Below are 21149 nucleotides of genomic sequence, written 5' to 3' on the forward strand. Positions count from 1 at the left end.
GAAAGTGCATGCGACATGACCGAGCGCTCTTTCACCGTCATCGAAAACCATTGGATCACGCTGGGGGACGGGACGCGGCTTGCTGCCCGCATCTGGATCCCCGACGGCGCCGAAGCAGACCCGGTGCCTGCGGTCTTTGAATTCCTGCCCTATCGCAAGCACGACGGAACGAGTGCCCGAGACGAATCCACCTATCCGGCCTTCGCTGCGGCGGGCATTGCCGGAGTGCGCGTCGACATCCGCGGCTCAGGCGAGTCGGACGGTGTCATCGACGGCGAATATACCGAGCTTGAGTTGGCGAATGCCTGCGAACTGATCGCCTGGATCGCCGAACAGCCCTGGTCGAACGGCAATGTCGGGATGATGGGTATTTCCTGGGGTGGCTTCAACAGCCTGCAGGTGGCAGCGCTCCGCCCGCCGGCCTTGAAGGCAGTAATCTCGATCGCATCCACGACAGATCGATACAATGACGACATCCACTACAAGAATGGCTGCCATCTATCGGCGCAGCTCTCTTGGGCCGCAACCATGCTTGCCTATCAATCGCGTCCGCCGGACCCGGAACTCGTCGGCGAGCGCTGGCGCGAGATGTGGATGGAGCGACTGGAGAACGAGCCATTCTTCATGGAGGAATGGCTGACGCACCAGCGTCGAGACGATTTCTGGCGGCACGGCTCGATCTCCGAGGACTATTCAGCAATCCAGATCCCGGCGCTGGTGATCGCTGGCTGGGCAGACGGTTACCGCAACACGCCGCTCCTTGCCGTTGAGGGTCTCGGCAAGAAGGCCAAGGCATTGATCGGGCCTTGGGTGCACAAATATCCACATTTTGCCTGGCCGAAACCGCGCGCCGATTTCCTTGGCGAAGCGATCGCCTTCTGGAACCATTGGCTCCGCGGCGAGGAAAATGGCGTCGAGACCATTCCCCAGGTGCGCGCCTATCTTCTCGACGGGCCGAAGCCTGCGCTGCGCCGCGATTCGGATCCAGGGATCTGGATTTCCAAGGAGGTCTGGTCGAAGCCGGATATGCGTTGCTTTTATGTCGATCAATTCGGTACGCTGTTGGAGGGCATGCCGATCCCAAGCGCGGCGCATGAAATATATCTCAAGTCGCCTCTCGATACGGGTACGGCCTCCGGTGAATGGTTCACCCTCAAGCCCGATGCGGAGCTTGCAGGGGACCAGCGCGTCGACGATGCCGGCTCTCTCGTCTTGGAGACGATGCCGCTTTCCGAACCGCAGGCCTATCTGGGCCAACCGGTTCTGACCGTTGCGCTTCGTGCCGATGCGGAGCTTGCCAACCTCTGCGCTCGCGTGGTCGACATACATCCGGACGGCTCGGCGACACGGGTCTCCTTCGGTGTCATCAACCTCGCCCATCGTGATGGCAATGCCGAACCGAAACCGCTGACGCCGGGCGAGCCGGTATCGATCCGTCTGGCGCTTGACGCTTGCGGTTACCGCTTTGGAAAAGGGCACCGCATCCGGCTGTCGCTCTCGACGGCCTACTGGCCTACGATCCTCCCGCCTCCGGTAAACTCCGGACTGACCATCGACATCGCCTCACTCGGCCTCGCGCTGCCTATGCTTGGTGAACACGAGTCGTTCGAAATGAAGCAGCCCGGCAATCCCGATCCCCTGCCGAAATATATCGCCCATACGCCACCCGTTACGAGGCGCAGCATAACCCGCGACCTCTCCGCCAACCGCACCGACTACCTCGTTCATGAGGATACCGGGCTTACCGAACGTCCCGGCACCGGGCTTTCGACGCGCCAGCTTCGCGAGGAACTGTGGTCGATCTCACCGGATGACCCGCTTTCCATGAAAGGCACCGCTATCTGGACATGCGACATGCAGCGGCCAGGCTGGTCGGTGCGGACAATTTCGATTTCGCGGATTTCCTGCACCGACAGGGACTGGCTGATCGGCGCATCCGTGACCGCCTATGAGGCCGAAAAACAGGTGTTCGAAAAGATATTCGAGAAGTCGATCCCGCGCGATCTCATGTAGCCAATCGCTTAATCGCTTCGCATACCGCATGGAAACCTTCGCGAGCGCCCTGGCTCATATGCCGGGCCCGCAGCCAGGCATGCACCATCTGCGGCTCTTCGCGTAAGCTGACCTCCACACCCACCCGCTTCAGTCGTTGTGCGTAAAGATATCCGTCGTCGCGAAGCGGATCGAAATGCGCGACGGTGATGTAAGCGGGCGGCAGACCAGCCAGATCATGTGCCAGCAGCGGATGAGCCACCGGCTCGTCCGACGGAGCTTTCAGGATCGCCCGGTAGTAGGCGACGTCCGCAGTCGTCAGCCCGGGCGCCTGCGCCATCTCCAGGTAAGAGCCGGAAACCAGGTCTCCGCCGAGGCTGGGGTAGATCAGCACCTGGCCGACAACGCCGGGAAGCCCTTCGTCGCGCGCCCGCAAAGCCAGGCCCGCCGCGAGGTTACCGCCGGCGCTGTCGCCGATCAGGACAATCCTGTTTCCCTGTCCAAGAAGCTGTTTCAACACGCCGAAGCAGTCGTCCGTCTGGGCCGGCCAGAGATGTTCCGGTGCCAACCGGTAGTCCACTGCAACAAGTTCGGCGCCGGCATGTTCGGCTATCTCGGCGCAGATTGCATGATGGCTATCGAGCGAACCGACCACAAAGCCGCCACCGTGCAGATAGAGCAATACGGTCTCGGTGCCTATCTTGGCCGGGCGATAGTGGCGGACTGGCACGAACAGCATCTCGTCCCGAAAGGTGAGGCCCTGCGGCAGGGGCTGGTCGAAACGGGCGCAAAGTGCGTCGTACCAGTCGCGCTGCTGCTGGATCGGAGCATTGACCGCATCCGCTGGATAGAAATCGTCGCAAATCCTCAGGAATTCCAGAATACCCGACTCTTCCGGGCGGGGTCCCGGCTTGGAAGCAGTGTTCATCATCATCAACAAACCTTCCGGTGCAGGATGGTGGAAGGTTAATGCGGCCGTTGGCGCTGAACAAGTTCGGAATGCGCCCGAAATCCGCCAACCCCGGCGCGAATCCATCTTGCATGACCGGCACCAGCTTCTAGTCTGACCTTCATCGTCGCCGTTGTCTCTAACTGCAAGGTGCTTCTCGTGACGGATTTTTCGAAAACCCGCTCGTTCTTCTATCTGCCGGAGGGGACGACCTACCTGGACGGCAACTCCCTCGGCCCGCTGCCGCTGTCGGCCAGGGAGCGCGTCGACAGGCTGATGAGGGAGGAATGGGGCCAGCTTCTCATCAAGGGCTGGAACCAGGCAGGTTGGATGACGATGCCGCGCCGCATCGGCGACCGAGTCGGTAAGCTGATCGGTGCCGCGCCAGGCACGGTCGTCATGGGCGACACATTGTCAATCAAGGTCTATCAGGCGCTTGCCTCGGCCCTCGAACTGGTGCCGGAACGCAAGGTGATCCTCTCCGACAGCGGGAACTTTCCCTCCGATCTTTACATGGCCCACGGGCTTTTAGGTTCACTTGGCAAAGGACACACGCTGAAGATCGTCGAACCCGAAGAGGTGGAAACTGCGATCGACGAGACAGTCGCCGTATTGATGCTGACCGAGGTGGATTATCGCACCGGGCGGCTGCACGATATGAAGGCGCTGACGAGGAAGGCCCATTCTCTCGGCGTCGTGACCCTCTGGGATCTCGCCCATTCCGCCGGCGCTCTGCCGGTGGATCTGGCTGAAGCCGAAGCCGATTTCGCTGTAGGCTGTACTTACAAATACCTGAACGGAGGTCCGGGTGCTCCGGCTTTCATTTATGTGACGCCGCGTTATGCGGACAAGGTAAGGCCAGCGCTTTCCGGTTGGCTCGGGCATGAACAGCCCTTCGCTTTCGATCTCAGCTACCGGCCCGGCGGCGGCATCGATCGGATGCGCGTCGGCACGCCGCCGATCCTCGGTCTTGCCGCTCTCGATGCGGCGCTCGATGCCTGGGAGGATGTCGATATGCAGGATGTGCGCAGGCAATCGATCCGATTGTGCGACCTGTTTGTGACGGAGGTTGAGCGGCGGTGCCCCATGCTGGAACTCGGCTCGCCGCGCGACGGCCGGAAGCGCGGCAGCCAGATCTCCTTCCTTCATCCGGAAGGCTACGCCATCATGCAGGCCTTGATTTCCCGCGGCGTGATCGGCGATTTTCGAGCTCCGAATGCAATCCGCTTCGGCTTCACGCCCCTTTACATCGGGGAGGCGGACGTTTTGAGGGCGACCGATGTTCTGGAGGACATCATGACCAACCGTCTTTGGGATAGCGCGGAATACAAGCAGCGGGCCTTGGTAACCTGATCGCTCGGTTTCCGGTGAAAGCCAATCAAACCAGGAGTCCTGACATGGAGATTGTTTACAAAGAAACAATCTCCATGTAAACAAACAGGCGGGCGGGAGGAGATCGCCCACTTTGTCCTGGGAGGATTTTATGAAACACCGGTTTTTTGCGGGGATAGCGGCGATTGCCGTCATGTCCCTTCCCGTATTCGTCACCCCCGCGCTGGCAGACATCACCATCGGCGTCACGATCCCCACCACCGGCCCGGGCGCAGCGCTCGGCATTCCGTTGAAAAACTCGGTGGAACTCTGGCCCAAGGAGATCGCCGGCGAAAAGCTCAAGGTGATCTTGCTTGACGATGCCGGCGACCCTTCGATCGCTACGACCAATGCCCGTCGGTTTGCTAACGACGACAAGGTCGACGTCATCATGGGTTCGGCCCTGACGCCGGCTGCGATCGGTGCGGCCGGCGTTGCCGCCGAAGTGGGCGTGCCGCATTTCGCCATTTCTCCGGTGCCGCCGCCGGTCGCCAAGGGGAAATGGACCTTCGTTCTGCCGCAGTATTCGAGCGTGCTCGCCAAGCGCATGTTCACACGCATGAAACAGGACGGCGTCAAGCGCGTATCCTTCATCGGCTTTGCGGATTCCTACGGCCAGCAATGGGTCGAAGAACTCAAGAACACCGGCAAGGAATACGGTCTGGAAGTCGTGGCCGACGAACGTTATGCCCGTGCCGATACTTCGGTTTCCGGTCAGGTTCTGAAAGCGATTGCCGCCAAGCCCGACGCCGTCTTCATCGGCGCTTCCGGCACCGGCGCGGCACTGCCGCAGATCGGCGTGCGCGAGCGCGGATTCACGGGTCCGGTCTACGTTGTCTCGGGCGCCGTAACCTTCGAGTTCCTGCGCATTGCCGGCAAGGCGGTAGAGAACACGATCTTCTCTTCCGGCCCCGTCATGGTGGCGGAGGACCAGCCCGACGATTCGCCGACCAAGGCGGAAGGCCTGGCCTACCTCAAGGCCTATGAAGGCAAGTTCGGCCCCAATAGCCGCACACAGTTCGGCTCGCATGTCTGGGATGCCATGGTCATCCTCAAGAAGGCCGTGCCAGTCGCGCTGCAGAAGGCCAAGCCGGGCACCTCGGAATTTCGTGCAGCACTGCGCGATGCCATAGAATCGAGCGGTCCCTATAATGCGACCCATGGCGTGTTCCAGTTTACGCCGGAGGATCATTATGGCCTCGACCAGCGCGGCGCCGTGCTGCTGACCGCAAAGGACGGCAAGTTCCAGCTGCTTCCGGAAAAGAAGTAAGCCGTTTCACCGAACGGCCCAGTGTCGGTTTTCCCTCTCCAACGAGGGAAAGCCACAGCTTCTCTCCGTCATTCGGCCTTGATGCGGTATCCGGCTTACGAAAGCCTTGTGTGCCAGAGACCCTGGTAAGAAGCCGTTCCCGGCGGACCCGCCGTGGCAGGATACTGGATCAGTCGGTCGTGACGGATGGGACGCTGTCGGAAACGGCCTGCATTTTGCTGAACATGCTATCCGCCGCAGGCGGATCCTATCGAAACACCATTCCATCGCACAAGCGTGGGGGATGCATTTGGACGCGACCATTGCGACATTCCTGATCCAGGACGGCCTGACCAACGGCGCGGTCTACGCGCTTCTGGGATTAGCCATCGTCCTGGTGTTTTCGGTCACCCGCGTGATCTTCATTCCCCAAGGCGAGTTTGTTGCCTATGGCGCACTGACACTTGCGACACTCGATGCGGGAAATGTCCCGGGAACGCCGAAGCTCCTCCTCTGTTTCGGCGTGGCTGCCTTTCTGCTCGACCTCTGGTCATGGCGGCGCGATCTCAAGGTCGACGCGCTCGCCCGAAATTTTGCGCTCAATCTCGGCTTGCCTCTGTTGATCTATGGCGCGGTGCTTTATCTGGCGCCGCTGCAGTTACCCTCCGTCATCCGCGCGCTGATGACCGTGTTGATCATCGCGCCCATGGGTCTCTACGTCTACCGTATAGCTTACCGGCCGCTTGCGGATGCATCGGTACTGGTGCTGCTGATCACGTCGGTAGGCGTTCACCTCGCCATGCTGGGTCTCGGGCTGATCTTCTTCGGCCCTGAAGGCTTGCGCGCTACGCCGCTGCATGACGGCAGCTTCACCATGGGACCTCTGTTGGTGACGGCGCAGAGCGTGCTGATCTATCTCACGACCATCCTGATCATGGTCGCCCTCTATTTCTTCTTCGAAAAGACGCTGCTCGGCAAAGCGCTGCGGGCGACGGCAGTCAACAGGCTCGGTGCCCGGCTCGTCGGCGTGCGCACGCAGTTGACGGGCGTCACCGCTTTTGTGCTGGCGGCGACAATCGCCGCCGTGTCGGGCGTGTTGATGGGACCGATCACCACCATCTACTACGACACCGGCTTCCTGATCGGTCTCAAGGGCTTCGTGGCCGCCATTCTTGGAGGTATGGGCAGCTTTCCGGTCACGGCCATTGCCGCAATCGGCGTCGGCATGGTCGAATCCTTTGCTTCGTTTTTTGCCAGCAACTACAAGGAGATCATCGTGTTCGGCCTGATCGTTCCGGTGCTGATCTGGCTCTCCATCGATGCCGTCCACCATGAGGAGGAGTAAGCCATGATTGCCAACAAGCACCTCATGCCTGGCATCGCGGCTATCGTCGTCCTCGCGGTTCTTCCCCTGCTGCCGGTTCCGCCATTCTGGATAACGCTCGCCAACAATGTCGGGCTAGCTTCACTAGTCGCCATAGGCCTTGTGCTGCTGACCGGCGTCGGCGGACTGACCTCCTTCGGCCAGGCGGCGTTCTGTGGGTTCGGCGCCTATACCACCGCCGTGCTGACCACCGCCCATGGTTTCTCGCCATGGATGACCCTACCGGTGTCGCTATTGATAGGCGCCGCCGTTGCCGTTCCGCTGGGACTGATGACGGTGCGGCTTTCGGGACATTACCTGCCGCTCGGCACCATCGCCTGGGGTCTCGCCATCTATTATCTCTTTGGGCGCATCGAAATGCTCGGTCGTTACGATGGCATCACCGGCATACCGCCGCTAAATATAGCTGGCTATCCGCTTCTCAGCGGCCAGTCGATTTTCTACGTCATCTGGATCTTTGTGATCCTTACCGCCATCGGCGCGCAGAACCTCCTCAATTCGCGAATCGGTCGTGGAATTCGTGCCTTGCGTGGCGGTGGTCAGGCCGCCGAGGCGTTCGGCGTCAACATCGAGCGCGCAAAGCTCATTGTCTTCATTTTCGCCGCTATTGTCGCAGCCCTTTCCGGTTGGCTTTACGCCCACATGCAGCGTTCGGTGAATTCGACGCCTTTCGGCCTCAATATGGGCATCGAATATATGCTGATGGCCGTGGTCGGCGGCTCCGGCTACATCTGGGGAGCGATCTTCGGTTCGGCCTTCGTGCTGATCGTCAAGGAGATCCTGCAGCGCGTCATGCCGGAGCTCGTCGGCAGCGGCATCAATGTGGAAATGGTCGTTTTCGGCATCCTTCTTGTCGCCATCCTGCAGCTTGCCCGCAATGGCCTCTGGCCCATGGTAGCGCGCCTGATGCCCGCAAAAAGCCAGCGGTCAATTCCCACCTCGGTACGAAAACTTGCAAAGCGCACGCTTGCGCCGCCGGGTTCGCCGCTCATCAAGGTGGACAGGGCCCGCAAGGCCTTTGGCGGGCTGGTGGCGGTCAGCGACGTAAGTTTCGAGGTAAAGGCCGGACAGATTGTCGGATTGATCGGCCCCAATGGCGCGGGTAAAAGCACGACCTTCAACTTGATCACCGGCATCGCCTCCCTCACCAGCGGTTCCGTCTCCTACCAGGGCCAGCCTTTGACCGGAAACAGTCCGCGCGAGATCGCCAAACATGGCATCGCGCGAACCTTCCAGCACGCCAAGATCCTGCCGGATATGTCGGTTCTGGAAAACGTTGCCCTCGGAGCGCATCTGCGTGGCTCCGCCGGGGTGTTCAGGAGTTTCCTTCGGCTCGACCGGGAGGAGGAGGCGACTTTGCTCGCCGAAGCAGCCTACCAGCTCGATCGCGTCGGCCTTAGCCAATACCGCGACCGGCCAGCCGGCGATCTGGCCCTCGGCCAGATCCGTATTCTCGAAATCGCTCGTGCACTTGCGGCCGATCCGACGATACTGCTGCTCGACGAGCCCGCGGCTGGCCTGCGGCACGGAGAAAAGCAGGAGCTTGCCACGCTTCTGAACAAATTGCGCCAGGAGGGCGTCAGCGTGCTCCTGGTCGAACACGATATGGGCTTCGTCATGGGCCTTGTCGATCATCTCGTCGTCCTTGATTTCGGCACACTGATTGCCGAGGGCCGGCCGGCGGACGTCCGCAGGCACCCAGCCGTGGTTGCCGCCTATCTCGGAGGCGTGGCATGAGCCGGAACCTGCTCGAATTGACCGATATCCATGTCTCGTATGGACATGCCGAGGTTCTGCATGGCATTTCGCTTGCCATGCGGCCCGGCAGCATCGTCACCGTGATCGGCGCGAATGGTGCCGGCAAGACGACGCTGCTGAATGCGGTCATGGGCGTTATCCCCTCAACCGGTGCGATCCTCTATGATGGAGTCCCGGTGCCGCGCTCTGTCGAGGCCCGCGTCGCTGCAGGCCTATGCCTTGTGCCGGAAAAGCGGGAGCTTTTTTCATCCATGACCGTCGAGGACAATATTGAACTCGGCGGCTTCCTGCGCAGCGCCTCTGAACGGGGAGAAACCCGTGAAGAGCTTTATGCACGCTTCCCTCGACTTGCCGAGCGACGCAAACAGCTGGCTGGTACGCTATCGGGTGGCGAGCGTCAGATGCTGGCGCTGGCGCGCGCGCTGATGAGCCGCCCGCGCCTGTTGCTGCTCGATGAGCCTAGCCTGGGTCTCGCGCCCAGAATCGTCGCCGACATCCTGAACATTGTTTCGGAACTACGAAAAACCGGAGTGGCCATCCTGCTGGTAGAGCAGAACGCGCGCGCAGCCCTGGAAATTGCCGATGAAGGCTATCTGGTGGAGCTCGGTGAAGTACGGCGTTCCGGTCCCGCAGCCGAATTGGCAGTCGATCCCGCGTTGATGGAAAGTTATCTTGGCGCGCATTCCTGAAACCTTGCCCGATCAATCGAAACTTTCGACGAATTTCTGGCGAAATTCGTCCATTCGATAAACCGGTGTATCCTTCGTGGGAAGCATGCCCGGTTGCCACTTCCAAGGGTCGATGCGTTTTAAGATCTCCGGGTTGCCGGTCACGAGATGAACAGGCACGTCGCGGGACGCACCCTCTCCGGTGATGATCGAGGCGGGCTGATGATCTCCGAGCAGGATAAAAAGCGTGTTCTCTCCATATCGAGCCATATAGGAGCCGAGGGTCTCAAGCGCATAGTCGATCGAGGCTGCATATTGCGAACGCACCCGCTCGGGATCTGCCCACACGACCGAGGCCGGATCGCCACTCTCCGCCTGGTCGTTGAAGATGGTCCCGTCACCTACTTTGTCCCAGTCGACCAGTGAAGGAATTGGCGTCCAGGGCGCATGACTGGAGATCAGCGCAATCTCCGCCATGAGAGGTCGATGTCCGGGTGATCGCTCCAGCTTCTCGAAGGCCGCCAGCGTATATTGATCCGGCATCGTCACCCAATTGAAGGGTTTTCCCTTGTAGCCGAGGCCCGCGGCAGCATGAACGCGGTCATAGCCGAAATAGGCCGATTCCGGCCAGTCGAGCGTAATCGCCGGCATGACTGCGGCAGTTCGCCAACCCGATGCGCGAAAAAGACTGTTGAGGCTTCGCCGTTCGCTCGTGATCATCCGGTCATAACGAGACTGGTTATCAACCCACAGCCCCGAAAGAAGGGTGCCATGCGCGAGCCAGCTTAAACCTCCGACCGTAGGCGAGGTGAGCCAGCCGCTGCGCGCCTGTAATCCCGACGCTTGGACCTCGTGCTCGACCGCAGCGAGGCGATCATGGATCCGGAGGGCATATGACGGATCTTCGATGACGCTACGGCCGTAGGATTCGATAAAGACCAGCACGACGTCCATGCCGGACAACGCCGCAAAATGCGGGCCGGAGGAAACCGCATCACGACCCAGTTCGGCCTCGAAACGATCAAGGTCGGCATTGGACTCCCTTATCATGTCGATCCGGTTGACGATGTAGGGGAAGGTCGGCGCGTCGACGCCGAGATTGCGGCGGTTATCATCCTGCACAGCAAACAGCGTCAGGCCGACGAGCAAAAGGACGCCGCTTCCGATTGCTAATCGCCGCCGCGTTTGGCTTGAAAGATTACGGAAGCCGCCGAGCGACCAGTAGAGCAGGGCAACAACCAGAAGCCAAGCAAGCAGACCGGCGCAGATGATTCCGACGGCCTCCCTGGCCCCCACCGCACCGCTCAGAAGGTTCCATCCGTCGGTTAGGATCTTGACGTCCAGATACGGGTTGAACGGCCGCTGGAAGGCAATGCCGGTGCCAAGGTCCGCCAATTTGAGAAGCAGCATTGCGCCAGCGAGCAAAGTGGCTGACCAGCGCAGGAGGGCCAAAAACCGGCCACTCATCGTTGACGCCAGGAATGCAAGCCCCGCGACTTCGAGTGGAAATCTTACGTCAGAAAGGTCCACGAGGGACTGCGGATTGGATGGAAGCGCCAGGATCAGAGCGACCAACAACAACGAAATCGTGATCCGAAGAGTGGAAAACCGGTTTACAGCGGGACGCGTATGATACTGTGGAAGAACGTTGCGACCTCGCGCGCGAAAAGGCCGGTATTCATTCATGCGTCCCTCTCTCCGTCATTGTTGCACGCTATGCGTCTATTGAAGTTTATCGGCATTATAGCGGCTATGGCACTTCTCGTTGCCGTGATCTGGCGTTCCGATCCACGACGAATAGCAGCAGATCTGTCATCGGCCAGCCTTGTTCATGTTATAGCAGGGCTCATTCTGGTCCAGGTTCAGATCGTGCTTTCCGCTTTGCGTTGGCGCTTTACGGCGGCGAGGCTTGGGCAAGGCCTGGATCGAGGCCGGGCAATCGGCGAATATTACCTGGGAACGCTGCTCAACCAGCTTCTTCCGGGCGGCGTGGCAGGCGATACCTTGCGAGCCTTCCGTAACCGCGCCGGAATAAAAGAGGGTTGGAAGGTTCCGGCCCAGGCGGTAATCCTGGAGCGGGTAGCCGGTCAGGGCATATTCTTTCTCATTGCGGCATTCGGAATTTTGATCTGGCCCCTTCTCGACGGCGGAATGATCCCAGAAAATCTGCGCACTCCATTTCAAGGTTTCGCATTGTTCGTCGCCGCTGGGGCGGTGGCTGTCCTCATTGTTTTTCGCTATCCGCCACGAAAGATCGCGCCATACACGAAAGAGCTCCATACAGCCTTTGCCCAGGTCTTCCTGCAGGAGCGAGCGTGGTTGTTGCAGACGGCGTTGAGCATTGCGATCGTCGGAAGCTACATTGCCATGTTTATGGTCGCGTCAGCAGCTGTCGGCGCACCGCTGCCGGCGCTTGCAGCCGTGACCGCCATTCCACTGGGCCTGCTGACGATGTTGATACCGGCCACGATCGCCGGATGGGGAGCCCGTGAAACGGCCGCAGCGTCGCTTTGGCCCCTCTTCGGTTACACGGCCTCGGACGGAGTTGCCGCCAGCATCCTCTACGGCCTCCTGGCACTGGCGGGAGCCACGCCCGGTCTCATTGTCTTGATTTCAGCGGCGCTCGGCAAAAAGCGGGCCTGAATCATCCCCTTCAAGCCGTGCATAGATATCGCCGGACGAATTATCTTTGGTCAGCCGGGATAGCTCGATCAACATGTCGTCGGCAGACATCCATTCGCAACGCACGAAATGATGTCGCTCTCCTTCGACGCGATTGAAAAGATATGGCCCAAGTCTCCGCAGATGGCCGATCGCCTCTTCGGCGATCTCCATGGTGGCGGGAATATATTCGAAGGCGACAAGCGGCACCGGATGATGCAAGCCGGCTATGATATCGGCTTCTGCACCCTCCACGTCGATTTTGCAGAAACGCGGAGGGCCAAACTCTGCGATCAATGCGTCCAGTGTGGTCATTTCGACGCGCTCGATCCGATCCCAGGTGACATTACGGAAGCCTGGGGTCTTGCCAACCTTCGAAATCCAGGCGGACGAAATGCTGGTTACGGTCGGATGCCTGCGTGAAATATGCAGATCGACGCTTCCCGCCTCCTTCCCTACGGCTTTGCGCAGCAGGATAAGATCTTCGCCGGCAAAGGCGCGCTGGATGAAATCGGCAAACATCGGCTGCGGCTCGAGCGCGACCACTCTGGCGCGGAGCGAAAGCAGCGTTCGACTGCGGCTGCCGGCATGCGCGCCGATATCGAAAACCAAGTCATCAGGCTTGATGAAGTTTGCATAAAAGCGCCGGAGCGCCGAACGGCGCCAGGGCTGGCCGTAGTAGATGAGCAATGAGCGGACAAGCCCGAGGGAGGCCGCAAAGTCAGCCCGCATGACCGCGCCCGTTCCTCTTCAGCAGAAACGCCACGTCGACACCGAAGGAGTAGGTGAGCGCGCCAAGTGCCCCTGCAGCAAGCAGGCCGGACACTGGCGGCGCCACCACCGGAAAGAGGAGCAGGCAGAGCGTTATTCCTTGCACGACGCAGATTGCTTGACGTCGGGTGGAAGGCGGCAAATCCCCACGAAGCCCGGGAAGGAGCACCTGGGCGCCAACATAGCCGTAACGCATCAGGCCGATCAGCAGCACCCAGGCCCCGGCCTTGTGCAACAGGAACGCGGCCAGAGACAGGAAAAGGATGAGCAGAGCATCGATCTCCATGTCGAAACGCGCACCGAAAGGCGAAGCCGTGCGGCCTCTGCGCGCGAAATAGCCGTCTATCCCATCCAGGCCAAGGATGACGGAAACTCCCAATCCGGTAAGGTACAACGTCTCGGAATGATGGCCGAACCCGCTTGAGGCCAGCAACAACCCACCCAGAACGGCCGTAACCGCGCCGCGGATCGTCGTAATGACGTTGGCGAAGCCGAACCGGCTGTGCCCATGCGCCCCGAGGTTGCCAAGGGAAACCGCCGAAATTACCGCATAAATGGCAAAGGCGGTGCTGATCGCCGGAGTGTCTAGCCCCAGACGGTTGCCGAAAAAATACATGCTTGCCAAAAGAACCGCCCCAACGGCCAGAGTGGCTGCAGCGGCATCGATAAACAGCGAGCGGCGGGCATTGCGGGCCAACATTTCGTCCGGACGGTGGGCACCGGTCCACTCAACCATCGCAACGCCCCTTCAAGGAGGTTTTCCGACCCGAAATTCTGAGGAGGTGCGTGACGCCGTCCGCTTTCCCCGAAAGGCTATATGAAGAATCCATGACAAGCTCCTGGCGGGCAAGATGGGGAGATTTACGACGAACCGCCAAGGCTGGATTTTGAAAGCCCTGTCAAATAAACGTGATACGGCGCTTACCCTCTCGCGGAAACGCTCCCTTGCCGCGATTGTTTAACTCCCTAGGTGTGACTTGATAGGAGCGAAAGGGCTGGTTTTGACAAGGCGTGAGACAGCTCAGGAAGCAGCCGTGACGAATGAAAGCCGTGCGCTGTGGTTCGAAGGACCAGGGCGCTGCATGCTGCGTTCCGAAGCCCTTCCTGCGGAAGCGGGAGGCGAAGCCACGGTTCGTGCGCTTTTCAGCGGCATCAGCCGCGGTACCGAATCCCTCGTCTTCGAAGGACGCGTGCCGGAAAGCGAATATGAGCGCATGCGGGCGCCTCATCAGGCTGGCCGGTTCCCTTTTCCCGTCAAATACGGATACGCCGCCGTGGGTGTCGTGGAGGCGGGGCCTGCCTCTTTGGTGGGAAGGCCTGTCTTCTGTCTTCATCCACATCAGGATCGGTTTCGCGTACCAACCGGTTCCGTCCACACCCTGCCGGAGGATCTTCCGCCCGAACGGGCTGTCCTTGCCGCCAATATGGAAACCGCTCTCAATATCATTTGGGACGCGAGGATCCAGCCGGGTGATCGGGTTGCCGTCTTCGGCGCCGGCGTTGTCGGGCTGATGGTTGCCTATCTGGCATCGCGGATCATCGGCACCGAAACGATGGTTTGCGACATAATCGAGGACCGTTTGGAAGCCGCGAGAACTTTGGGCGTCCGCTTCACCCTGCCGGATGCGATCCCGCACGATTGCGATGTATTGATCAACGCTTCCGCCTCCGACGTGGCGCTTGCCGCCGCCCTCGACCATGCCGGATGCGAAGCCCGTATCGTCGAGGCCAGCTGGTATGGAGAGCGGCTTGCGCAAATCCCCCTGGGCGGCGCTTTCCACGCCCGGCGGCTTTCCATCGTCAGCTCCCAGGTCGGTACGTTGCCGCCGGACCACCGCCCTCGCTGGAATGCCAGGCGGCGAATGGCGAAGGCCCTTCAGCTCCTTGCCGACAGCAAGCTCGATTGCCTGATTTCGGGAGAAACCGCCTTCCAGACATTGGCCGACGATTATGCACGCATAATCGGCTCGCCCGCCACGCTCTGCCACCGTATTCGCTTTTGAGGAAATCCCATGTTCGCCGTCGAAGTCCGTGATCACGTCATGATCGCGCATAGCCTTCCCCGCCCGGTTTTCGGGCCCGCACAGGGCCTGCACGGGGCAACTTTCGTGGTCGACACCGCCTTTTTCACCGAAGACCTAGATGACAACGGATTGGCCGTCGATATCGGATTGGCCATCGACGTTCTGAAAGAAGTCCTTGCGCCGCTGAACTATCAGAATCTAGATACGCTCGAGATATTCGCCGGCCGGGTAACGACGACGGAATTTCTCGCGAAGTACATTTTCGACCGTATCGCCGAGGCGATCGGCAAAGGCCGGCTGGGCGGCGATGGTGGGCGCATCCGAAAACTGCGCGTTATGCTGCACGAATCCCATATGGCCCGAGGCTGGTATGAGGCCGCGTTGTGAACCGGAACCTCATCTTTGCCTACCCCGGAGACCTGGAAACCCGGACGGGCGGATACGGCTACGACCGGCGCGTCATCGCATCGCTTGCCGAACGTGGTTGGAATATCGAGCTGGTTTCGCTCGGTGAGGGTTTTCCAACTCCTAGCAACGCCCAGCTGGACGACGCAGGGCGACATCTTTCCGGCAAGTGCAGGGCCGGAAGTCTCGTGATGATCGACGGGCTTGCCTTCGGGGTCATGAACCAATGGGCTGCGCGAGAGGCCAAAAGGCTTAAGATACTGGCGCTCGTGCATCATCCTCTGGCTCTGGAAACGGGGCTGAGTGAGGTGAGGCAACAGGAGTTCAAAGCACGGGAGAAGGCGGCGCTGGAACACAGCCGGGGCGTAATCGTCACATCGCACGCCACCGCAGCAGAACTTGCGGCGAACTACCAGGTGCCGTTTGAAAAGATCGCGGTGGCCACCCCGGGGGTCGATCCAGCGCCCCTCGCGGTCGGTGGGGGCGACCCGCCGCTGATCCTTAGCATCGGCACCCTGACCCGCCGCAAGGGCCACGACGTGCTGATCTGCGCGCTCGAAAAGGTCCAGGGCCTGCCTTGGATCTGCCGCATCGTCGGAAGCAAGACCCTCGATCCAGGCGTCACGGCGGCGCTCGAACGACAGGTCGCCCAGTCGGGCCTGGGCGATCGGATCGACTTTGCCGGCCAGTTGGACGACGTACGCGGCGAGCTCGCCAAAGCCGACATTTTTGCGCTCGCCAGCCGGTATGAGGGCTATGGCATGGTCTTTGCCGAAGCGCTCGCACAAGGCCTGCCCATTGTCGCCTGCGCAGCCGGTGCGGTTCCGGATGTGGTGCCGGAAAGCGCCGGCTTCCTTGTACCTCCGGATGATCCGGAGACTTTTGCTGCCGCATTGCGCCGACTGTTGCAGGAACCCGAGACGCGCATTGCCATGGCGGACGCCGCTGCGATCGCGGGCGCAAGTTTGCCGTCCTGGAAAGACACGGCCACAGTCATATCCGACTATCTGGAGGCGGTGCAGTGACCGGCTTCGGCAAGACATGGCTTGCCTTGCGGGAGCCGGTAGACGTCCGCTCCCGCGATCAGGCCTTGCTGGCCGGAGCGATCGAAGCCGTCAGGAACACAAACAGGGACGGCATTCTCGACATCGGATGCGGCACCGGTTCGACTTTGCGCACCCTTTCGCCCAAGATAGGCGGAAACCGCCGCTGGAGGTTGTTCGATCACGATCCGCAACTGCTGAATGAGGCCCGACGCCGCCACCTGGGCGAAGCGGAGTTCCTCTGCGGAGATCTGAACGATCTGGAAGCACTGCCGCTTGCCGATGTTGGTCTGGTGACGGCGTCGGCGCTTTTTGATCTCTGTTCCGAACGATACATCCTGGCATTTGTCGAAAAGATGTCTGAAGTCGGCGCCTGCCTCTATGCCGCATTAAATTATGACGGCGAGATGCACTGGTCGACAACACATGCCCTCGATGAGGCGATCATGGCGAGTTTCAATGCCCATCAGTTGAGTAACAAGGGATTCGGCCTATCGCTCGGACCGACGGCGTGGCAAACACTGTCGGAATGCCTGCGAAAAAGAGGCTATTCGGTCAAGACTGCCGCTTCGCCTTGGATCATGACAGCGGCCGACGCGGAGCTGCAACGGCTCTTTCTCGATGGAATAATCCGCGCAGTTCAGGAATATGGCCTGCTCGATGCAGCTGAGGTCGATGACTGGGCAGAATTCCGGACCGCGATGATCGATCGGCCGGAATGTTCATGCCGTGTCGGCCATCAGGATATCCTCGCAATCCGGTAATGCCGCCGCCCGCTGGGCTTCGACACGTAGATTGCAGTCGAAAACGATATCGGTGCCGATGTTGTACACTTGAACTTCAGGACGGCGCGCCTGAGAAAGCCGATCGATTGGCGTGAGCCGGATACCTGCCGGCCCCGAGCCGATAATGATAGGTGAGACGGAAACATGCAGCCGATCGACCAATTGCGCGTCGATGAAGCGCGAGATCGTGTTTGCCCCTCCTTCGACCAGCACGGAGGTAAGGTCTCGCTCGGTGAGGGCCGCAAGAATATCGCGGGGCGACAGGCTGCCATCCGCTTGTCGTGGCAATGAGATCAGCTCATGCCCGCCATTGCGGCGTGCCACGTCGTCCGCCTGTATGACGATAACTGGCATCCCGCCGTCGTTCAGCATCTTGGCGCGGTGGGGCATGCGTCCGTTGCAATCCACCACGACACGCACGGGGCTCCTTCCGGGTGCGGCGCGAACGGAAAGGCTCGGATCATCCGCCACCACCGTTCCGACGCCGACGACGACGGCATCGACCAGGGCACGGCAACGGTGCAGATGGGCGATCCCGTCGGATCCTGAAACATCCTGGGCGTCCCCCATCGGAGTTGCGATTCGGCCATCGAGCGATTGGCCGACTTGTGCCAGGACGAATTGCCCACTCCGCCGGGCGATCGGGGCGTAAAGGGGCAGACAGGAGACGTCGGCATCCGGGGAAAGCACGCGAGGCCCGATCAGGCCCTCGCGAAGCGAGAGCAGATGCTGCCACATCTCGTCGGTTACTCTGACTGATTGCATCCATCGCCTCGTTAGCCGGCCGGAAACTGGAAATGCCGCGACGAAAAAGAAGTTCCGTTGCCTATGCTATATAGGTTTAGCGCATCCCAAGAAACTCACCTTGTGGATACTCCCAAGACCCGTCAACCCGGAGGATGCGGGTCCGGGGCGGCCGGATCTGAGTCCGATTACCCCTTCGCCATAAGGCTTAGCCTCATCTCATTGCCTTACTCGCCTCACGGGGCTTACCCAGTTATCAGATGATCAATGCGCGAAAGCGACACTGATCCTCTGAACCTGGGGCATCATCTGATGATTGCGATGGGACGCTTCGCCAAGATTTCCAACCCCTTGATATCGATCGCGATTCTGGCGCTCGCTTTTGCGATGCTTTACGCGGTTGGGATACAGGGCGTGATGAAGGCCGGGCCGATCGGCGACGACTTCATGGTTTTCTATCGGGCCGGAGGCTTGTTCCTACGAGGTGGCGACCCTTGGCTCGCGCTCATGAATAGCCCGCAGCCTTATTCCTACCCGCCACACTCACTCTCGATTATTGTCGCGTTTGGCCTTCTTCCGCAATCTATCGCCCTTGCCCTTCATATTGCGATCTGCTTGGGCGCCATTGCGGCCATGTGCTACTGCGCCAACCAATGGTTTCTGAACATAAAGAGCTTCAGAAGCATGACCATTGCACAAGCCTTGGCGCTGGCTCTGATCATCGGCAACCCCTACACTGCAACCAGCTTGTACCAGGGACAGATGACATTGCCGGTCATGGCTGCACTGTTGTTATCCTGGCATTTCCGGCAAAAGGACCGATGGGTGACGGCGGGCGTTTTTCTTGCTTTTGCCACCCTGAAACCACAGCTTTCCGTTCTCTACGTCATCTGGCTGCTCATGTCGGCGAATATCGGAATGGTTCTGGTAGGCGGCTCGCTCGCCGGCCTCATGACCCTCCCCGGCGCACTGCTCCTTGGCCCGTTGAAACCATTCGAAAGCTGGCTGACCTCACTTGGCGGCTATTCGCAAGTTTCCATCAATGCACCGGGCTCGCCCTTCGTCGTCGGCATGGAAAGCCTTCTCGTCGCGCACGGGCTCGAGCCGGACCGCCTGTGGCTGATCCTGCTGTGCCTCGCGGGGACGGCGCTTCTATTCAGGTACCGGCGCCATCTCGACCAGACGGTCATCTTGCACGCACTGCTCGTGCTTTCATTCACGTTTCTCTATGCGCACGACTACGACTATGTCGCGGTCATCCTGCTCTGGAGCTACGGGATGATGATGGTCCTCCATAGCGCCAGCTTTGCAAAATTGAGCCTTTACGCCATTTTGGCGCTCGGCTTCTTCATACCGCAGAGATTGCTTCGCGATGTCGACATTCCGCTCATCGTCCATTCACGCACATTGATCCTCGCAGCGCTTTGCCTGGCGGTAATCGTCTGGAGCAACGAGATCAGTCGCACTGCAGCTCCCAACAAGCGTTATTCCTCCGTCGCAGCCTGATCTGTCGCAGTCGTTGGCAACGATCTCGAATCAATTCTCCAAGAGCCGTTGTACGGCCTCCCATTTCGGATGGCTCGCACCCTCGATCTCCAGCAGCCCCCAGCTTCCCCATTTGCTTGGCTCGCCCATGGAGGCAAAAACCGCGTACAGATCGCCGCCGGCCGCCCACCAGTTCTGGATATGCCGAATGTAGAGCTCCCCCATACGGGGATCCCTGTTGGCGGCGATAAACAGATCCGTCAGCTTTTCGTTGTTTTCGGCGCCGCCGAAACCGACGAGGTGCTGGCCCCCTTCATAGGCATAAAGTTTCACGCCATGCTCTCGCGCGATTTCCGCCTGAGTTTCGATGGATCTCTTGTTTTCCGTCTCGATTTCCTTTGCCAACTCGAAGAAGATCCGGCTGAGCGGCCAGGTGGAGACTTCGTCCGCCCGCTCCGGCGCTCCAAGTCCGCCGCCGAAATAGGGGGCGATGGCCAGCACATCCGCGTGTCTCTCCACCCCTTTCCAGGACATGATGGTCGTGCTCGTCCAATCGTTCGCCGCCTGGGCGCAATAAACGCCGATGATCCGATGCCTGTCGGCACCGAACACATCTTCCCATCTCGAGATGATCTGCGTCGCGCGATGGGCATAATATCGAAGCTGTGCTTGGTAGCCGTCGTTCGAAAAGCCGAGCGCCCGCCCTTGTTTTCCCGCATAGTCCGCCTGATCGAACATCGTATTCCAGACCTCATTGGAATATTCGACATGCACGTTCAAACTAGGATCGAGATCCTTGCGGACCTGCTCGGCGAAGCGCTGAACATAATCGTCATCGGCAAGATGCGGCATGTTGAACCAGGGATCGATTTTCACCTCATTACAGAGTTCGATCATGTATTCGAGCGGAACCCCGAGATCAGAGCGACCGAATTGTCCGGGTCGCGGCCTGTCGTTCCAGCTCCGCACCTTGGAATTGTTGGTGCCCATCCAGTCCATGAAGCGCAGGGCGGACATGCCCTTGAGCCTCTGCAGAAACGGCTCTCTGAACCTGCTTTTCGGTATCGGGCCGCGCTCGTAGACCCTAATGTTGCGAATCGGATCCGCAGGGTCGGTTTCCAATATACGGCCGGTAAAGGCGTCCGGCTTCCTCAGATTCCTGACATCGTCGCGTCCGGGAAACCGGGCCTCGAGTTCGCCGCCGCCGATATAGGTCATTCGGCCCTTCCCGTCATAGTGAACCGAAAGCTCGACAGGCAGGTTGTTGCGATGCTCGGTGAATATCAGAAAACTGTCCATCACCGATCCGTTGGGAACCCGGGTAGGGTATCCGTCTTCCGTCATCGGAGGCAGCGGCGTGTCCCAGGTGAAGGGCGCGTCCTTGATCTGGACCCGCCAGCGCGCCGCATTGTGGGCAAGATTGGAAAAGGGCTGTTCCGCGGCCCAATAGGACATGCCGCTTATATTCAGGGCCAAGCGGCCGGATGATGGAGCGGCCGCAAGTGCCGGACCGCTGCTCGAACTGCCGAGAAAGGGCGTGATGGCGGCACTCGACAACAATTGCAGCAGCGTGCGACGGTTCACCTGGCTCTCCTTGAAAGCGGACCTGCTGCTGTCTCGGCTTGAAACTTGCGGCCATCGCATCGAAAGCCATACGCGCATCGCCGGCAAGCAGCCCAAAAGGCGGCGCCGGACCCTTCAATCGGATACGCGTCTATATCTTTTGCATAGGCCGAGGCGAGTGGTATCGAGAGTTCGACCCGACCATCGAACGACTGCAAGCTGCAGCTTATTCATTGGCGGGCGAAGTAGAAAATGGCGGAGAGGGTGGGACTCTCCGCCAATTAAGCCCGCGATACC

18 protein-coding genes are annotated in these 21149 nt (G+C 60.1%); 12 read left to right on the plus strand and 6 right to left on the minus strand.

Going from position 1 to position 21149, the window contains the following annotated elements:
* Positions 1 to 15 precede the first annotated feature (15 nt).
* A complete protein-coding gene (locus C5L12_RS11155; RefSeq protein WP_105372120.1) occupies positions 16 to 2013 on the plus strand; it encodes a CocE/NonD family hydrolase in 1998 nt (665 codons plus the stop codon).
* Here the strand turns inward: C5L12_RS11155 and C5L12_RS11160 are convergent.
* Positions 2006 to 2926 (minus strand): alpha/beta hydrolase, encoded by a 921-nt coding sequence (locus C5L12_RS11160; protein WP_425350778.1) that lies wholly within the window; start codon positions 2924 to 2926, stop codon positions 2006 to 2008. The genes C5L12_RS11155 and C5L12_RS11160 overlap by 8 nt on opposite strands.
* Before the next feature lie 174 nt (positions 2927 to 3100).
* Between C5L12_RS11160 and kynU the strand changes: the two genes are divergently transcribed.
* The 5 genes from kynU (at position 3101) to C5L12_RS11185 (ending at position 9392) form a co-directional block, all read left to right on the plus strand.
* Positions 3101 to 4294: a kynureninase gene (gene kynU / locus C5L12_RS11165; RefSeq protein WP_105372121.1), complete on the plus strand. Its 1194-nt coding sequence runs from the start codon at positions 3101 to 3103 to the stop codon at positions 4292 to 4294.
* A gap of 130 nt (positions 4295 to 4424) precedes the next feature.
* A complete protein-coding gene (locus tag C5L12_RS11170) occupies positions 4425 to 5582 on the plus strand; it encodes an ABC transporter substrate-binding protein (protein ID WP_165924175.1) in 1158 nt (385 codons plus the stop codon).
* 289 nt (positions 5583 to 5871) lie between these two features.
* Positions 5872 to 6906: a branched-chain amino acid ABC transporter permease gene (locus C5L12_RS11175; RefSeq protein ID WP_105372264.1), complete on the plus strand. Its 1035-nt coding sequence runs from the start codon at positions 5872 to 5874 to the stop codon at positions 6904 to 6906.
* A gap of 3 nt (positions 6907 to 6909) precedes the next feature.
* The gene (locus C5L12_RS11180; protein ID WP_105372122.1) at positions 6910 to 8682 is read left to right on the plus strand and encodes a branched-chain amino acid ABC transporter ATP-binding protein/permease; all 1773 of its coding nucleotides are present in this window, start codon (positions 6910 to 6912) and stop codon (positions 8680 to 8682) included.
* Positions 8679 to 9392: an ABC transporter ATP-binding protein gene (locus C5L12_RS11185; RefSeq protein WP_105372123.1), complete on the plus strand. Its 714-nt coding sequence runs from the start codon at positions 8679 to 8681 to the stop codon at positions 9390 to 9392. Before C5L12_RS11180 ends, C5L12_RS11185 begins: the two co-directional genes overlap by 4 nt.
* A gap of 12 nt (positions 9393 to 9404) precedes the next feature.
* Here C5L12_RS11185 and C5L12_RS11190 read toward each other — a convergent pair whose 3' ends face one another.
* Positions 9405 to 10838, minus strand: a complete 1434-nt coding sequence (locus tag C5L12_RS11190; RefSeq protein WP_205839332.1) for a sulfatase-like hydrolase/transferase — start codon at positions 10836 to 10838, stop codon at positions 9405 to 9407.
* 285 nt (positions 10839 to 11123) lie between these two features.
* Here C5L12_RS11190 and C5L12_RS11195 point away from each other — a divergent pair, with 285 nt between their 5' ends.
* Positions 11124 to 12014, plus strand: coding sequence for a lysylphosphatidylglycerol synthase transmembrane domain-containing protein (locus C5L12_RS11195; protein ID WP_105372124.1), 891 nt, complete (start codon positions 11124 to 11126; stop codon positions 12012 to 12014).
* On the opposite strand, the gene C5L12_RS11200 is transcribed toward C5L12_RS11195, so the two are convergent.
* Entirely contained in the window at positions 11985 to 12764 is a 780-nt protein-coding gene (locus tag C5L12_RS11200; RefSeq protein ID WP_105372125.1) for an FkbM family methyltransferase, read from the minus strand. The genes C5L12_RS11195 and C5L12_RS11200 overlap by 30 nt on opposite strands.
* Positions 12754 to 13539: a CDP-alcohol phosphatidyltransferase family protein gene (locus C5L12_RS11205; protein ID WP_105372126.1), complete on the minus strand. Its 786-nt coding sequence runs from the start codon at positions 13537 to 13539 to the stop codon at positions 12754 to 12756. Before C5L12_RS11205 ends, C5L12_RS11200 begins: the two co-directional genes overlap by 11 nt.
* Positions 13540 to 13837: 298 nt before the next feature.
* On the opposite strand from C5L12_RS11205, the gene C5L12_RS11210 reads away from it, so the two are divergent.
* From C5L12_RS11210 to C5L12_RS11225, 4 genes are read left to right on the plus strand one after another with little or no spacing between them, the layout of a single operon-like run.
* The gene (locus C5L12_RS11210) at positions 13838 to 14806 is read left to right on the plus strand and encodes a zinc-dependent alcohol dehydrogenase (protein WP_245422841.1); all 969 of its coding nucleotides are present in this window, start codon (positions 13838 to 13840) and stop codon (positions 14804 to 14806) included.
* 9 nt (positions 14807 to 14815) lie between these two features.
* Entirely contained in the window at positions 14816 to 15214 is a 399-nt protein-coding gene (locus tag C5L12_RS11215; RefSeq protein WP_105372128.1) for a 6-pyruvoyl trahydropterin synthase family protein, read from the plus strand.
* On the plus strand, positions 15211 to 16257 hold the full coding sequence (locus C5L12_RS11220) for a glycosyltransferase family 4 protein (protein ID WP_105372129.1): 1047 nt from the start codon (positions 15211 to 15213) through the stop codon (positions 16255 to 16257). Before C5L12_RS11215 ends, C5L12_RS11220 begins: the two co-directional genes overlap by 4 nt.
* Positions 16254 to 17039: a class I SAM-dependent methyltransferase gene (locus C5L12_RS11225; RefSeq protein ID WP_157949034.1), complete on the plus strand. Its 786-nt coding sequence runs from the start codon at positions 16254 to 16256 to the stop codon at positions 17037 to 17039. The genes C5L12_RS11220 and C5L12_RS11225 overlap by 4 nt, the downstream gene beginning before the upstream one ends.
* Here the strand turns inward: C5L12_RS11225 and C5L12_RS11230 are convergent.
* Positions 16998 to 17825, minus strand: a complete 828-nt coding sequence (locus C5L12_RS11230) for a RibD family protein (RefSeq protein WP_105372131.1) — start codon at positions 17823 to 17825, stop codon at positions 16998 to 17000. The genes C5L12_RS11225 and C5L12_RS11230 overlap by 42 nt on opposite strands.
* 246 nt (positions 17826 to 18071) lie before the next feature.
* Here C5L12_RS11230 and C5L12_RS11235 point away from each other — a divergent pair, with 246 nt between their 5' ends.
* Positions 18072 to 19310, plus strand: a complete 1239-nt coding sequence (locus C5L12_RS11235; RefSeq protein ID WP_105372132.1) for a glycosyltransferase family 87 protein — start codon at positions 18072 to 18074, stop codon at positions 19308 to 19310.
* A 30-nt stretch (positions 19311 to 19340) separates the two neighbouring features.
* On the opposite strand, the gene C5L12_RS11240 is transcribed toward C5L12_RS11235, so the two are convergent.
* Complete coding sequence (locus C5L12_RS11240) at positions 19341 to 20873, minus strand: hypothetical protein (protein ID WP_245422842.1); 1533 nt, start codon at positions 20871 to 20873, stop codon at positions 19341 to 19343.
* Between the last annotated feature and the right edge of the window lie 276 nt (positions 20874 to 21149).

This window comes from Neorhizobium huautlense (assembly GCF_002968575.1).
Lineage (GTDB): Bacteria > Pseudomonadota > Alphaproteobacteria > Rhizobiales > Rhizobiaceae > Neorhizobium > Neorhizobium huautlense.

What these genes read in the sequence shown, in the direction of transcription:
- C5L12_RS11155 (WP_105372120.1), top strand. Translation starts at nt 16, where the DNA reads ATGACCGAGCGCTCTTTCACCGTCATCGAAAACCATTGGATCACGCTG.
- C5L12_RS11160 (WP_425350778.1), bottom strand. Translation starts at nt 2,926, where the DNA reads ATGATGATGAACACTGCTTCCAAGCCGGGACCCCGCCCGGAAGAGTCG.
- C5L12_RS11170 (WP_165924175.1), top strand. Translation starts at nt 4,425, where the DNA reads ATGAAACACCGGTTTTTTGCGGGGATAGCGGCGATTGCCGTCATGTCC.
- C5L12_RS11180 (WP_105372122.1), top strand. Translation starts at nt 6,910, where the DNA reads ATGATTGCCAACAAGCACCTCATGCCTGGCATCGCGGCTATCGTCGTC.
- C5L12_RS11185 (WP_105372123.1), top strand. Translation starts at nt 8,679, where the DNA reads ATGAGCCGGAACCTGCTCGAATTGACCGATATCCATGTCTCGTATGGA.
- C5L12_RS11190 (WP_205839332.1), bottom strand. Translation starts at nt 10,838, where the DNA reads ATGAGTGGCCGGTTTTTGGCCCTCCTGCGCTGGTCAGCCACTTTGCTC.
- C5L12_RS11195 (WP_105372124.1), top strand. Translation starts at nt 11,124, where the DNA reads ATGGCACTTCTCGTTGCCGTGATCTGGCGTTCCGATCCACGACGAATA.
- C5L12_RS11200 (WP_105372125.1), bottom strand. Translation starts at nt 12,764, where the DNA reads ATGCGGGCTGACTTTGCGGCCTCCCTCGGGCTTGTCCGCTCATTGCTC.
- C5L12_RS11205 (WP_105372126.1), bottom strand. Translation starts at nt 13,539, where the DNA reads ATGGTTGAGTGGACCGGTGCCCACCGTCCGGACGAAATGTTGGCCCGC.
- C5L12_RS11215 (WP_105372128.1), top strand. Translation starts at nt 14,816, where the DNA reads ATGTTCGCCGTCGAAGTCCGTGATCACGTCATGATCGCGCATAGCCTT.
- C5L12_RS11230 (WP_105372131.1), bottom strand. Translation starts at nt 17,825, where the DNA reads ATGCAATCAGTCAGAGTAACCGACGAGATGTGGCAGCATCTGCTCTCG.
- C5L12_RS11235 (WP_105372132.1), top strand. Translation starts at nt 18,072, where the DNA reads ATGCGCGAAAGCGACACTGATCCTCTGAACCTGGGGCATCATCTGATG.